The following is a 14,634-nucleotide window of genomic DNA, read 5'->3' on the forward strand; positions in this document are numbered from 1 at the left end:
CAATAGCTTTTCAGATTTAACTGTTAGCCGTATCATAACTATTGTAAACACTATTCAGCATTATGAACACAAGCCTGCTGGTAGTCCCCTAGATTTTCGTGAAAGAGGCGCATCGTGGCACCTTCTCCCCGCATTGGAATCATCGGAACCGGAGCGATGGGGAAACCTATGGCCCAACATATCGCTACAGCCAACCCTAATCTAGTCTGCTATACCACCCATGACGGTCTTCCGCTAAGCACTCTCAAGGCGGCCTCTCACGTGCCCACGAACTTTGACGTGGGGGCAGGCAGCGACGTCGTCCTCACCGTTCTGCCCGATTTGCCACAGTTACGTGAGGTACTCTACGGAGACTCCACCGGTGAAGACCGCGGACTACTTGCCGGTATTGGCAACCGCGACGTGCTACTAATCATTAGTTCATCATCATCGCCCGACGGCGTGCGGAAGCTGGCCGAGGAACTAACGGCTAGTACCTCAGTACGAGTAGTGGATGCCCCGCTTTCCGGCGGGGTTGAGGGCGCAGCCGCCGGTACCCTCTCGATTATGGTTGGAGGGTCTCAGGCCGACGCTACCCAAGCTATTTCTGTGCTCTCAGCTTGTGGCACCCCTGTGCACCTCGGCCCTTTGGGAGCAGGTCAAGTAGCCAAGGCCTGCAACCAGCTGATTGTTGCTGCCACCGTGATGGCAGTGGGCGAAGCTGCCGTTTTGGCCCAGCGTTCTGATTTAGATCTGCGCCAAATGTTTGAGCTTTTGGGCGGCGGTTACGCAGGATCTAAGGTGCTCACCACCAAGGCGTTCCGTATGGCAGATGAAGACTACGATGGTGGTGGTGCAGCTAAATACATGGTCAAAGATTTGGGCATTGCCCGTAGCATTGCAGAATCCACCGAAACCAACTCAGTGCTGGGCGGCCCCCTCTTCTCTGCCTTTGAAGAGCTCTCAGAATCTGCCGGACTGGGCGATAAAGATATCTGTGTGACCCGTAAGTTCATTGAAGAGCGATGAGGATTTCGCTGTTAGTTATTAACGCCAAAACCGGCTTTAAACGCTCATACTAGCGTTTAAAGCCGGTTTTTCGTTGCTACCGTTGAGTGACCTACCCCAGCGAAGCCAGCGCAAACACGCCCACCGCAATCACGAAGCCGACCAGGGCGATGAGAGTCTCCATGACGGTCCAGGTTTTGAGGGTGGTTTTTTCGTCCATGTTGAAGAAGCGGCTCACCAGCCAGAAGCCCGAATCGTTGAAGTGGGAGAGAATCACCGAACCGGCCGCCACGGCAATCACCAGAGCCGCAAGCTGTATGTTGTTGTAGTCGGCTTGAGAAACCGCCGGGGCAATCAGGCCTGCTGCGGTGGTCAGCGCCACGGTGGCAGAGCCCTGGGCCACGCGCAGAATCGAAGCAATGAGGAAGCCCGAGAAAATAAGCGGCAGGCCAATGTCTGCCAGCACGTCGGTCAGGGCCTCGCCAATGCCGGAGGTACGGAGGACGCCGCCGAACATGCCGCCTGCGCCGGTAATGAGGATGACCGAGCACACCGCAGGCAGGGCCCTCTCCATGGTGTGTTGCAGGCCGAGCAGGTGGTCGTGGCGCTTGATGCCCAGCAGATACATCGCGAAGAAGGTGGTGATGAGCAGGGCAACCGGGGTCTCACCGATGAGGCGCAGCAGCTGGTACCAGAGGGCAGATTCGGTCTCCTCGCTCAAAACGCCACTGGTGAGCAGGGTGTTCAGGCCGGTGTTGAGGAAGATCAGAACCATGGGCAGAATCAGCACAAAGAGAACGGTGCCGAACTTGGGCGGATCGTGCGGCTCTTCAGGAGCTTCTTCCTGGCCCATAATTAGCGGAACGTCCAGGTGGATTTTCTTGCCCACCACCTTAGAGAAGAAGTAAACGGCAAGAAACCAGGTGGGAATAGCCACGATGAGGCCCACCAAGAGGGTGCTGCCGACGTTGGCGTTAAAGAAGGCGGCGGCAGAAACCGGGCCGGGGTGCGGTGGAACAAACACGTGCATCACTGAGAAAGCACCGGCAACCGGAATTCCGTAGAGAAGCATGGAGCCGCCCAGCCAGCGGGCTACCGAGAACATAATCGGTAGCATCACCACCAGACCGGCGTCAAAGAAGATGGGAAAGCCAAAGAGTAGAGAGGCCACGCCCAGCGCCAGAGGTGCACGCTTTTCGCCAAAGACCTCAATCAGCTTCATTGCCAGCACCTGGGCACCGCCGGAATACTGAATCAGGGCACCGAGCATAGCGCCCAAACCAACCAGCAGGGCCACCGAGGCAAGGGTGCCACCGAAACCGCTGGTCATGGCGGGAATAATCTGGTCTACCGGAATACCGGTAGCCAGTGCGGTCACCAGACTCACCAGAATCAGCGCGGGGAAAGCGTGTAGCTTCAGCTTGATAATAAGCAAGAGCAATAGCCCCCGCCGCGATAGCCAAGAGCGGGCCAGCCGTGAGGGTTTGGCTCCAGCCTTCAATCTCCATGAGGATCCTTCTCTAAGAATGAAAATGTGCTCTTATAGTGTGCCCCCTTAAAGTGAAAAAGCGCCTTTCCACAACGGGATATTACAAATTTGGTAAAAGTTCCGGCCGACTAGAGAACGTTCGTTCAATCCTTGCCCGCCACCGGTCAAGAAAGCAGAAACGGCAGTGCTTCAGAAGATAATTAATCCATGGCATATTTCGGTTTTGACGTAGGAACATCCAGCACCAAGGCGGTTCTCATCGGCGAGAATGGCCAGCTACTCGATACCGCCACCGTTGAACACGCGGTCACCCGCGGCGAGCGCGGCCTGGTGGAGATGGGCATGGATATTTGGTGGCAGGAATTCAAAGACCTCTACTCCCGCCTGGTAGGCAAGAACGGGATAAAGGTTAGGGGAATCGGGGTCTCGGGTATGGGCCCCTGTGTGGGCATAACCACCGAAGCAGGCAAGCCTCTAGCCCCGGCTGCCCTCTACGGTATTGACTGGCGGGCACTGACCGAGGTTGAAGAACTCACCGAGAAGTACGGCGAAGAAAACCTGCTTGCCACCTACGATTCGGCCCTGACCTCCCAAGCAGGAGGCCCCAAGGTCGCCTGGTTCCGCAAGCGCCACCCCGAGGCTTTTGCGGCGGGCGTTCGGCTCTTCATGCCTCACTCCTGGGTGATCTGGCAGCTGACCGGCGACTACGTGCTCGACCGCCACTCTGCCTCCCAGCTCACCCCGCTCTATGACCCCGCCAGCGGCGAGTGGGATTTCGCTAAGGTGCGCGAAATTGGTGGCGAGAATTTTCTTACCCCGCGCCTGGGCTACTCGAACGAGATCGCAGCCGAGACCCGCGCGTCCTCAGAACTGCCCGAACTTGAGGCGGGAATCCCGGTGATTTTCGGTTCCATCGACGCCTGGGCGGAGCAGGAGTCGGTGGGCGCGATTGCCCATCGCGAGCTCTTTCTGATGTACGGCACCACCCTCTTCTTGATTGCGAACGCCGAAACCCGCATGCGCCACCTCTCCATGTGGGGCACCACCGGCACGCGCGCTGGTACGCGCAATCTGGCGGGTGGGCTCGCGACCTCCGGTGCGCTCACCAACTGGTTCCGCGATCTCACGGGCGAGCGCGACTACGCCGCTTTAATTAAGGACGCCGCCGCGGTGGCTCCCGGAGCGAACGGGCTGCTCGCGCTGCCCTATTTTGCCGGGGAACGCACGCCGATTCAAGATCCCAATGCCCGAGGGGTGCTGCTGGGCTTGACCCTAGACCACACCCGCGGGCATATTTACCGCGCCCTTCTAGAGAGCACGGCTTTTGCGGTACGGCACAACATTGAGACCATGGAGGTAGCTGGCGCTGAGATTGAGAGGATTACCTGTGCCGGTGGCGGCGTGAAGTCCCCGCTGTGGCCGCAGATTATCTCTGACGTGACCGGCCGTGCTCAGGTGGTTCGCAAGCACACCATCGGCGCTTCTTTTGGCGATGCTTTTATGGTGGCGCAAACCCTGGGTGCGGTGTCTGAGCTGGACGAGTGGAACCCTGTTGATCACCTGGTGCAGCCGCAGGATATTCCCCTCTACGATTCTCTCTACCAGGACTACCGCGCCCTCTACACGGCTACCGCCGACATCCAGCACCGAATGGCGGGGATACAGAATAGTTAAATAAAAGGTCAATGGTGCAGAAAAGCTGTTTTAGGCACAGAATTTCTGCACCATTTCAGCTTAACTACACCATTAGCCGAGCGAGATTACTTAGACGGTAGTAAAACCACCGTCAATCACCATGTTGGTGCCGGTGACCATAGCGGCATCATCTGATGCCAGGTAACCGACCATTGCCGCGATTTCCTCGGGCTGAGCAAAGCGGCCCACAGGAATCTCGGCACGAGCCTTCTCCCCCTTCTCCCCTGCCCAGGCTTTCTTACCCAGCGGGGTTTCCACCACGGTAGGTGACACTGCATTGACGGTAACGCCGCGTGCTGCCCATTCTAAGGACAGAGTATGGGTCATGCCTACAATGCCAGCCTTTGAAGCGCAGTAAGCAACGTGCTGGTCCAGGCCAATTACCGATGCCTGCGAAGCCATATTGATAATGCGACCATAGCCCGCCTTCAGCATGGAACGCCCCACCGCCTGTGCCATAAAGAAAGAGGCAGTCAGGTTCACCGAAATGGTCTTATTCCAGTCTTCAGCGGTGAGCTCTTCAGCAGGTGCTAGGAACACGACTCCCGCCGAGTTCACCAGAATGTGCGGGGTGCCCAGCTTCTCCTCGACCTCATGCACTACGGTCTCAGCGGCGCCGTCCTGCACCAGATTAGCTACAATGCCACGGTGGCCGGAACCGGGCAATTGATTCATGATCTCAGCAATGTTGGGCACTAGATCGACTCCGGCAATGACCGCCCCGCGTTTAGCCAGATAGTGCGCAATCGCCAGGCCAATACCAGAAGCAGCGCCAGTAATAACAGCTATCTTCTTCTCGAATTTAGACACGGTCTTCTCCTAAGCAGCTTCCGGGTAGAGCTTGTTACGGTAATTAATGTAATTACGATAAATTGAAGGCCGCTTTTCAGCAGAAACCTTAATCATTTCGGGTTGTTTCCATACCGGAGGTGTAACCTCGCCGGAAAGCGCCCAGGCTGCTTGACGGGCCGCACCAATAGCCACGAACTCTGCGGGTTCCGGCACGTAAATATCGATACCGAGTACCTGCGCCAGCACCTCACGGAATGCCTTGGACTTAGCACCGCCCCCAATCAGAATAATGCGATCAGGCTCAGCACCGCGCTGGGCAACAATGTTTTCTAGACCTTCACGCACAGAGCATGCCAGCCCCTCAACCATGGCACGCGCCAGGTCTTTACGCTCAAAACCAGCACCTATATTGCCCAGGTGAGCCTTAGCGTGGGGCAGGTTAGGGGTACGCTCCCCCGCTAGGTAGGGAAGGAACACTGCCCCCTTGGCGCCGGGCTCTGCAGAGAGAACCATCTCCGCCAGCTCATCGTGGTCAACGCCCAGAGTAGCTGCGGCGAAATCCATGACGGGCGCACCGTTGAGGGTACAGGCCAGGGGCAGGTACTTGCCAGTGGCATCGGCAAAACCAGAAACATTGTTCTTGTAGTCGGCCGCAGCAACGTCGGAAAGCATCATCGCAACAGCGGAGGTACCCATGGAAACTACCGCATCGCCGTCCTGCAAATCGAGACCGAGAGCGGCACCCATGTTATCACCGGTACCGGGAGCAATCAGCGCACCGGATTCGGTCTTGCCAACCACTTCGTTGGGCTCAGCCAACTTTGGCAGCTCAATCTTGTGGCCGATTGCCCACGCAGCAATGGAGGTTTCCCACTGACGCTTGGCGGTGTTGTAGTAGGAGGTGCCCGATGCTTCACCGTGGTCGGTGTAGAGCTCGTCTGAAGCGTTGAGCTGCATGGTCAGGTAATCGTGGGGGAGGGCAACCTTGGCCGCCCGCGCCGCATTCTGAGGCTCGTTCTTGCGAACCCACAGCATCTTGGTGGCGGTGTAGGCGGCAAGGGGCACGCTGCCCACATGCTCAGCGGCTCGCTGAGGACCGCCGAGAAAGGCGGTCAGCTCGTCAGCTTCAGGAGCTGAACGGGTGTCATTCCACAGCAGAGCATCACGAACTACTTCGTTGTTTTCATCGAGCAGAACCATGCCGTGCTGCTGGCCGGCAATCGCCACAGCGTCTGCCTTCTCTAGCAGTCCCTCGGTAACCTCATTGAGAGCCTTGACCCAGTGGGCAGGGTCAACCTCGGTGCCACCGGGATGGGAGGCACGCTTTTCCTCAACGATTTCGCCGGTTTCAGCGTTAACCAGCAGGGCTTTACACGACTGGGTGGAGGAATCGATACCCAGAACAAACTGTGCCATTTTACTTACCCAGAATCTTCTCGAGGGTCTTGATGCTACCTATTTCGTGCAGGGAGCGCAGTACCTCAAGGTAGGGGGTGGTGAAGCGTTCGTCATTGACGACGTCGCCAAAGAAGTCCTTATCGCGCAGGAAGGCGAGTTCGTCGTCACCAAGCTGAGCCTGGGCTGCGGCACGAACCTTTTTTTCTGTATTATCGACGATGTTGATAGGCTCACCCTTTTCGTCGGTGCCCTCCGCGTAGCGTGCCCAGGAGGCAACAATCGCTGCAGAGAGCTCTACCTTGCCGCCGTCTTTGAGGTTGTCGAAGACAACGGGCATGAGCCACTTGGGGATGCGGTCTGATGACTCTGCACAGAGGCGGGGCACGGTGTCCTTGATAGCTTCGTTGGTGAAGCGCTCGATTAGGGTCTTGGCGTAGGCGTCTACGTCAGTGTCTGGTAGAGCATCGAGGGTGGGCATTGCTTCTTCACGCATGTAGCGTAGCAGCAGTTCTTCGATGAGGGGGTTGTTTACGGCGTCATCTACGTAGTGGTAGCCTGCCAAGTGGCCGAAGTAGCACAGGCCCTGGTGGGAGGAGTTGAGCATACGCAGCTTAAGCTTTTCGTAAGGCTCAACGTCGGAAACTACCTGCACGCCAACCTTTTCGTAGGCGGGGCGTACACCATCTACGAAGTTGTCTTCCAAAACCCACTGAATGAAGTCTTCGGTAACCACGGGCCAACCGTCCTCGTAGCCGAACTTTTCAGCAACGTAGGCACGGTCATCATCGGTGGTTGCCGGGGTAATGCGGTCAACCATGGAATTGGGGAAGGGAACGTTCTCTTCAATCCAGCTTGCAAGTTCGGGGTCAAGCGCACGGGCATGGGCGGTGAACATCTTTGAGGCCAGGTGGCCGTTTGCCTGAATGTTGTCACAGCTCATCACGGTGAAGGGCTTGATGCCGCGATCACGACGCAGTTTCAGTGCGGCAACCACCAGGCCGAAGGTGGTGCGGGGGTTCTCAGGATCCTTGAGATCCTCAGCAACGGCGGGGGTGGACAGGTCGTATTCGTGGGTGACCTGATTGAAGTTGTAGCCGCCTTCGGTTACGGTCAGGGAAACAATCTTGATGTTTTCCTGGGCTAGGTATTCCACGGCGCCTGCGGGATCTTCGGGGGTCCATACGTAGTCCACAATAGAGCCGATAACTCGCACGTCCTCATTGCCCTGGGGGTCGCGGGCGGTGAGGGTGTAGAGGTAGTCCTGTTCTTTCAGGATGTCGCGCATACGCTGATCGCCTGGTAGCACACCCATACCCGCGATAGCGAAGTCGGTTTCGCCCTTGTTTAGCAGTTCATCCAGGTACATGGCCTGGTGAGCGCGGTGGAAGCCACCCACACCAAAGTGCACGATGGAGGGCTTGAGGTTGGAGCGATCGTAGGTCGGAATAGAGAAGGTGGAGCCTTCGGGAAGCTTGACCGAAGCCTTGATGTCCTCAAGGTTTACCTGGCTGAGCTTAGTCATGGTGGGTTCCTTTCAGGAAAAAATTTCGTGAGAAATAGAGTGTGCTTAGCAGCCTTCGTAGTCGGTCAGAACTTTGACCTTGTCTGCTGAAGCGCTGGCTTCGTCGAAGGTGTAGCCAATCCATTCCTTGGCCAGGCGCAGTGCAAGGTGCTTGCCAATCACACGTTCACCCATACAGAGAATCTGGGCGTTGTTGGAGAGAACGGAACGCTCTACGGAGAAGGAATCGTGGGCGGTCACAGCGCGGATTCCCTTGACCTTGTTGGCGGAGATTGCCACACCCAGGCCGGTGCCACAGATGAGGATGGCGCGGTCTGCCTCGCCTGCCGCAATCTTCTCAGCGGCCGCGATAGCAACCGAGGGGTAGGGAGTATGCTCTTCTGCACCAACACCTACATCAAGTACCGATGCCACGCGCTCGTCAGCTTCAAGCTGTTCCTTGATAGCGGTCTTGTAAGTCAGGCCGGCATCGTCACAGCCAACAATCAAACGAAGTCCTTCTGCCACGGTGAATCCTTTCGTGAATTTTCTAAAACTTAGGAAAAGTAGGTGCCCAGCTGGGTCAGAATCATGCCCATGGAGGTTGCACCAGGGTCGGGGTGGCCCACTGACTTCTCAGCGAGCGGGCGAGCACGACCCTTCTTGGGGCTCAGCACCGCGGTATCTTCTGCCTTTTGGACGGCAATCTGTGCGGCTTCCTGCCAAGCAGTGGGGAGATTAGAGTTTGAGTTGCCCAGGGCTTCAGTGAAGGGAAGCAGAGAGTCAAGCAGAGTCTTGTCACCGATTTGAGCTCCGCCCAGGGTCACCATGGAGTCAGCGAACGCCGCCACAGCCTCAGCCGCCTTTTCGGGAGCAAAGCTCTCAGCGGCGTCGTCTAGAGTATTAGCCGCCGTTTCGAGAGAAGCGCCCCAGAGCACGCCAGAGGTACCACCTGCCATCATGGCCCAGGCGCGTCCACCGAGCTTGAGCAGCTGGGAGGGACCGGCGGTTTCGGGAGCATTATCAATGGCTTCCTGCGCTGCCTCTGTACCGCGCACCATGCCGCGGCCATGGTCGCCATCACCAGCAAAGGCATCGATCTCGCCCAGGTACTGCTCTTTCTCACGCATGAGCTCAGCAATATCTGCAGCAGCCTTGCGTACCTGAGTAGCAAGCGCTGTTGCGGCGGCAGATGCCTCAACCTGGTCATCTTCAGAAATGGTTGCAACCTTAGCGGTGTAGGTCTTTTCGATGGAGTCTAAAGGCTTGGGATCCTTGCGGTAGGCGCAAGCGTAAGCGGGAGCTGTCCAGGCTTCTTCGAGCTCGTCGTCCAGCCAGAGAACGGTCAGCGAAACGCCGCCCATGTCCAGGGATGTCACCAGCTCGCCCACCTCGGGGTCTACGATTTCGTAACCGGCCTCGCGTAGCTTGGGAGCAATGGTTCGATAAAGCAAGAAGAGTTCTTCGTATTTGGTGGTACCCAAACCGTTCACAATCACACCAATACGGGAGCCAGGGTTCTCGGGAACATCGGCCAGCACTGCTTTGGTCAGCATGGTGCCCAGCTCTTCTGCTGAAGTGCGTTTCTCATCGCGGATACCGGGCTCACCGTGGATACCCAGGCCTACACCCATCTGACCTTCAGCCACGGTAAACAGTGGCACGTCAGCACCGGGCATGGTACAACCGGAGAAAGCCACACCTAGAGTGCGGGTGCGCTCGTTGGCCAGGTTACCGATGCGCTCTACCTCGTCAATGGACTTACCAGCAGCAGCCGCTGCACCCATTGCCTTGAACACAGTGAAGTCACCGGCAATACCGCGGCGCTTCTCAAACTCGGGAGCTGAGGCAATATCGTCTTTGACCACCACAATGCGGGTATCAATACCCTCATTGTTGAGCATCTTGGCCGCGATACCAAAGTTGATGATGTCACCCTGGTAGTTACCAAAAGTCAGAATTACGCCCTTACCCTGGTCTGCCGCCTTAGCTACCGAGTACACGTGGGCAGCAGAGGGTGAGGTAAAGATATTGCCCACCACAGCACCGGCTGCAAAACCGGGGCCCACCAGGCCGGCGAAAGCCGGGTAGTGGCCAGAACCGCCACCCACAATCACAGCAACCTGAGGCTCCTTAGGCGGCAGTGAAATAACGCCGCCGGGCACACCCACCAATCGATCCGAATAGAGATCCAAGAAACCTTCCAGCTGGTCATCTGAAAATTCTGCCGGATCGTTGAAAATCTTAGTCATGGTGGATGTGCCCTTTCTGCGGTGGTTTTCTTTGACTATTTAGCCAGCTGGTTGACTGCCTCGGTCAGTCCGGGAACAATGCTGCACTTGATGGAATCGCCCTGGGAGTCAGCCACGGTATCCAGGCCATTCTGGAACTGATCCAGCGGGAACTGGTGGGTGCAGATTTCGTCCAGAGGCAGAATGCCAGACTCAATAATCTTGACGGCGGTGGGCCAGGTGTGGGGGCCCAGGTGAGCACCGAAAACGTTCAGTTCTTTATCGTCAGAGATTATCGACCAGTCAACGGTTACATCGGAGCCAAAGACAGAGTACTCAACGTAGGTGCCGAGCTTACGCAGCAGGTTCAAGCCCTGGGGAACCGCCGAGGGGTGGCCGGTGCACTCAATGTAAACATCTGCGCCGTAGCCATCGGTCATATCCTTGATCTTCTGAACTGCATCTTCGCTCTTGATGTTGATAACCTCATCGGCGCCCAGCTTCTTAGCCAGAGCCAGCTTGTCATCAGACATATCCAAGGTAATAACCTTCAGGGGGTTCTTCTGGCGAACACCAATCAGCGCGGAGAGGCCGATGGGGCCGGCACCCGCGATCACCACGACGTCCTCAAACTTAATGTTGGCGCGCTCAACAGCGTGCAGTGCGCAGGAAAGGGGCTCTGCGAATGCGGCGTGCTGGGGAGCAACATCCTTAGAAATTTTGTGCACTCGAGCCAGAGAGGGAACCAGCATGTACTCTGCCATGCCGCCATCCCAAGCCTTAAAGCCGAACATATCGTGGGGGCCGCACATCCAGTACTCACCGCGAATGCAGTAACGGCACTTACCGCAGGGAGCAATCTGCTCAATCACAATGCGATCGCCAACAGCCAGCTGGTAGGGCTTGCCCTCGCTGTGAGCGGCCAGAGTCTCATCACTTGCAGTCACAATGGTGCCCGCAATTTCGTGACCGGCAATGCGATCATTCTCAGCCCACTGGGGGCGGTTCTCATCGCCCCAGAACTTAGGAGCACCGTGGTAGCACTTCAGGTCAGAAGCACAGATGCCCACAGCATCAATCTTGATAATCATGTCAGTCTCGCCGGGAGTGGGAACAGGCACGGTTTCAAGAACATAGTTCTCGGGACCCTTCACAACAACGGCTTTCATTTCAGTGGGCAATGAGGTAGTCATGGACACTCCTATGTATCAATGTCTGATGTCCCTATAATTCTCAGCCACCTTAGAACATATGTCAAGCACAAATGTTCACATATGATTTTCCGGATAGGATTATCCTTAAATAAAAGACTCATACGCTAGAAAAGTATTTACTCAATGCCCTCAACGAAAGACCTCTACGATCCCGAGTATCTCTATGCCGCCGCTCGTCTCTACTACGAGGAAAATCAGGGTCAGTCCGAAATAGCCACCCAGCTCAAAGTTTCCCGCCCCACCGTCTCACGAATGCTCTCACAGGCTCGTGAAGCCGGAATTGTGCAGATTAAAGTTATTCATCCCAGCGCAGGCGCCTCAAGCAAACTAGCTTCCCGACTTGCCGAGGCCCTGGGGCTAGATCGATGCTATATCGCCCCAGGCCTTCAAACCGCCAACAGCGATGGCAAGCTCGGAGCAGGACTTGAACCCGTAGTATCTCAAGCTATTACCGACATGAATCTCGAAGTCGGTGATGGGCTTGTCATTTCTTCTGGTCTTGCCATGTATAACGTTTCTCGTATGAAGCTCCCCCAGCTACGCGGCGTAGTAGTTTCTCCTGCCGTAGGCGGTCTTGCCGAACCCGAAGCCTGGTTCCAGACCTCCGAAATCGCCAGGGCTTTGGCACAAAATACCGGAAGCACCTACGTTCCCCTATTTGCCGGCGTAATGCCCTCAGGACCTCTCTTTGATGCGCTACAGGACGACATCTCCTACCAACAAATCAAACACCTCTGGGCTACCGCTACCGGCATACTTGTAGGAATTGGCTCTCGAACCTCCGGGCGAACTTCCATTGCCTCGGCAATTCCCAAACAGTCTCTACACAGCGCAGAGTGCGATATCTGTCTGCATTTCTTTAATGAGGACGGCTCAGAGATTAGCTTCCCAGGTGATGATCGCACCATCCGCATCCCCATGGAATATCTACATCAGGCTCCACACGTTATTGCTGTTGCCGTAGGTAATGAGAAAGTGAAACCAATCATCACCGCAGCCAAAACCGGTGTACTCAACGGACTCGTTACCGACGAACGCACCGCTACTGCAGTTTTGGCTCGGTTAGAGAATCAGCTCTAAGAGCTGAGGGTCCACTTTCAACCGTTTTTACCTCAAGCGGTTGAAAGTGAACCCTCAGCATAGAGAGAAGTTACAGACTTTAGATTACTGTTCCTTGATATTTACTCGACGCTCATTTGCAGCCTGGATAGCCAGAGCAGCAGTATCAGCATCGCGAACCTGCTGACGTTTAACCGGGTCATCCTGATCGGTACGCAAATTACCCACCATTACAAACGCACAACCGTAGAGAGCCACGAAGGTCCAGATCACTGCAGACTTCTGGGCGAAAGGCTCCCAGCCCATAGCACCGGTAATGGAAAGAACAATAGACACTACCGAAGTACCCAGGAAGGCGGCACCACCAGCAGCAGTGGTGTACATAGCCATTGCCGCGCCGCGATGGTCAGGAGCATTAGCCGGCATAATCGCCCCCATCGGCACGAACCCTGCCAGACAAATACCGAAGGTAACACCTGCAATAACAGAGACAATATAGCCCCAGGTGGAGCCAGCAGGAACCATATGGGGAACATACCACCACAGCAGCAGACCACAAGCCGAAGCAAAAACACCGAACCAGCGAACGGTGTTGACCCAACCAATGCGGTCGCCCACGTTCCCGAAGAAAGCATTGAAGAGAATGTTGCCCGCGAAGATAAAGGTGGTCATCAGCAACCAGCGGGACTGACCCCAACCCAGCTCATCAGCAATAACAACAGGCAGAATCACGAACATACCGAACTGAGGCGCAGTGTTAATCAGGCGAATCAAGAAGCCCTGCATTACTTTGCGGTTTGAGAAAAGTAGACGAACACCAGAGAAAAGAACCTGAGAGGTTGACTCATGGGCAGGAGCAATACGCTTAGTACCATTCTCAGCATGGCAACCAAGGAACACCATTAGCGCACCAACAATAACCAAAGCCAGGGCAACCCACATGGCACCGTGCTCACCGGCAGTTCCACCACCAAAAGCACCAATCGATGCAATAGCAACTAGTGAACCGATAGTAGGCAAACCACCGGTGAACATAACGTAGAACCAGCCTACAGAGGTACCCTGCATAGACTTCAGAGCAGTGATATTAACCCATACCAGGAAAGAGAAGGAGAAAAGTGGGTAAGCAAAACCACGCAAGAAGTAGGTAACACCCACCAACCAGAAGTTACCCGTACCCAGCGAAAGCAAGAAGGCAAGCTGGAAAATAACCCAAAGGGCAAAGCCAATCATCATGACTTTTTTGGGGCCCATCAAATCAGAGAGAACACCAGAAAGGTAGCTGGCAATCAGTGCTGCGAGCGAGTAAGAAGTGATGATGAAGGAAACAGATGCTTCAGTACTTCCCAAGACCTCTACCAGATGCGGGGTAATGAAGTTTGCTTCAACACCCAGGCCAATCTGAAAAATAAGAAGCCCCAAGAAGCCCCACTTAAGGACTCCGGGAATACCAATACGGTCGAGGAACTTGCCCTCGATTTTAGGCTGAGACGCTGAATTGCTCATTGCGCGCTCCTTTGACTGTGCGTGGCCCACCCTGCAACGACGGGCTAAGAATATAAGGGGCACTCAGCTTCACCGTTGAGGTAGATTTGCCCCTAAGTTCATACATTAGAATAAAAGGAAATTATGTTCTGCACAAGTGTTCTGAGCATTTGTTTATGAACATCGGTTCATCAATCTCTTCAAGGTGTACTTTTCGGCCAATAAAACCGCTCCCCCTATTGCCCCAAGCGCACCTCACCCCGCCAGGTAGAGTTAACCCCATGTCTGAATCTGAAGAAATTGCCCGCATAGAGCACCAGCCCGCGCTGGTGGTGGCTGGGCTTCGCGAGACCGTTGATTCTGCCGCCGGAACCTCTGAGCTGTGGAAGAAGGTGGTTGATTCCATCAAGCTCGCCGGTGCTAGCCCCGAGCACGCCCAGCAGATAGCGATTGTTTTTGGCGCTAACGCTGAAAACAAGTTCGATTTTATGGCCGGCGTGGTGGTCGATTCCCGCGAGAGCGCTGAGAAGCTCAGCCTCAATGCGGCTGAGGTACCCGCGGGAGAGTACGCCATTGTGGACGTCGCCGGCCCTGCTCCTCTAGCTGCGGCAACCGGCATGGACTATCTGCTGGGTACCTTCTTGCCCCAGCGCGGACTACGCGCCGCCGGCCCCACCCTAGAGGTCTTTGGCCCCGGGAACACCAATGCTGAGGACTACATGATGCAGGTGTGGATTCCGGTGCGTTCTCTTTAAAGGCCGAACGGTGGATTTTAGGCTTAAA

General features: G+C 55.8%; 11 protein-coding genes and 1 pseudogene. 4 read left to right on the top strand and 8 right to left on the bottom strand.

What is annotated here, in order from left to right:
• Positions 1 to 114: 114 nt before the first annotated feature.
• A complete protein-coding gene (locus IEV00_RS09955; protein WP_229723188.1) occupies positions 115 to 1,008 on the top strand; it encodes an NAD(P)-dependent oxidoreductase in 894 nt (297 codons plus the stop codon).
• 91 nt (positions 1,009 to 1,099) lie between these two features.
• On the opposite strand, the pseudogene IEV00_RS09960 reads toward IEV00_RS09955, so the two are convergent.
• Positions 1,100 to 2,495, bottom strand: a pseudogene (locus IEV00_RS09960) (GntP family permease).
• A 188-nt stretch (positions 2,496 to 2,683) separates the two neighbouring features.
• Here IEV00_RS09960 and IEV00_RS09965 point away from each other — a divergent pair.
• Entirely contained in the window at positions 2,684 to 4,150 is a 1,467-nt protein-coding gene (locus tag IEV00_RS09965; protein ID WP_188360215.1) for an FGGY-family carbohydrate kinase, read from the top strand.
• Positions 4,151 to 4,240: 90 nt separating this feature from the next.
• On the opposite strand, the gene IEV00_RS09970 is transcribed toward IEV00_RS09965, so the two are convergent.
• Genes IEV00_RS09970 through IEV00_RS09995 form a run of 6 tightly spaced genes read right to left on the bottom strand, consistent with a single transcriptional unit; the run spans position 4,241 to position 11,286 of the window.
• Entirely contained in the window at positions 4,241 to 4,981 is a 741-nt protein-coding gene (locus IEV00_RS09970; RefSeq protein WP_188360216.1) for a GolD/DthD family dehydrogenase, read from the bottom strand.
• A gap of 9 nt (positions 4,982 to 4,990) precedes the next feature.
• The gene (gene xylB / locus IEV00_RS09975) at positions 4,991 to 6,379 is read right to left on the bottom strand and encodes a xylulokinase (RefSeq protein ID WP_188360217.1); all 1,389 of its coding nucleotides are present in this window, start codon (positions 6,377 to 6,379) and stop codon (positions 4,991 to 4,993) included.
• 1 nt (position 6,380) lies between these two features.
• Positions 6,381 to 7,883: a mannitol dehydrogenase family protein gene (locus IEV00_RS09980; protein ID WP_188360218.1), complete on the bottom strand. Its 1,503-nt coding sequence runs from the start codon at positions 7,881 to 7,883 to the stop codon at positions 6,381 to 6,383.
• 45 nt (positions 7,884 to 7,928) lie between these two features.
• Positions 7,929 to 8,390, bottom strand: a complete 462-nt coding sequence (locus IEV00_RS09985; RefSeq protein WP_188360219.1) for a ribose-5-phosphate isomerase — start codon at positions 8,388 to 8,390, stop codon at positions 7,929 to 7,931.
• A 29-nt stretch (positions 8,391 to 8,419) separates the two neighbouring features.
• Complete coding sequence (locus IEV00_RS09990; RefSeq protein WP_188360220.1) at positions 8,420 to 10,114, bottom strand: dihydroxyacetone kinase family protein; 1,695 nt, start codon at positions 10,112 to 10,114, stop codon at positions 8,420 to 8,422.
• A 35-nt stretch (positions 10,115 to 10,149) separates the two neighbouring features.
• A complete protein-coding gene (locus tag IEV00_RS09995) occupies positions 10,150 to 11,286 on the bottom strand; it encodes a zinc-binding dehydrogenase (RefSeq protein WP_188360221.1) in 1,137 nt (378 codons plus the stop codon).
• A 144-nt stretch (positions 11,287 to 11,430) separates the two neighbouring features.
• Between IEV00_RS09995 and IEV00_RS10000 the strand changes: the two genes are divergently transcribed.
• Positions 11,431 to 12,387, top strand: coding sequence for a sugar-binding transcriptional regulator (locus tag IEV00_RS10000; protein WP_188360222.1), 957 nt, complete (start codon positions 11,431 to 11,433; stop codon positions 12,385 to 12,387).
• A gap of 84 nt (positions 12,388 to 12,471) precedes the next feature.
• On the opposite strand, the gene IEV00_RS10005 is transcribed toward IEV00_RS10000, so the two are convergent.
• On the bottom strand, positions 12,472 to 13,872 hold the full coding sequence (locus IEV00_RS10005) for an RbtT/DalT/CsbX family MFS transporter (protein ID WP_188360223.1): 1,401 nt from the start codon (positions 13,870 to 13,872) through the stop codon (positions 12,472 to 12,474).
• Positions 13,873 to 14,132: 260 nt separating this feature from the next.
• Here IEV00_RS10005 and IEV00_RS10010 point away from each other — a divergent pair, with 260 nt between their 5' ends.
• Positions 14,133 to 14,606 (top strand): GyrI-like domain-containing protein, encoded by a 474-nt coding sequence (locus tag IEV00_RS10010; RefSeq protein WP_188360224.1) that lies wholly within the window; start codon positions 14,133 to 14,135, stop codon positions 14,604 to 14,606.
• The last annotated feature ends 28 nt before the right edge of the window (positions 14,607 to 14,634 follow it).

It is taken from the genome of Rothia aerolata (genome assembly GCF_014635585.1).
In the GTDB taxonomy this organism is placed as follows: domain Bacteria; phylum Actinomycetota; class Actinomycetes; order Actinomycetales; family Micrococcaceae; genus Rothia; species Rothia aerolata.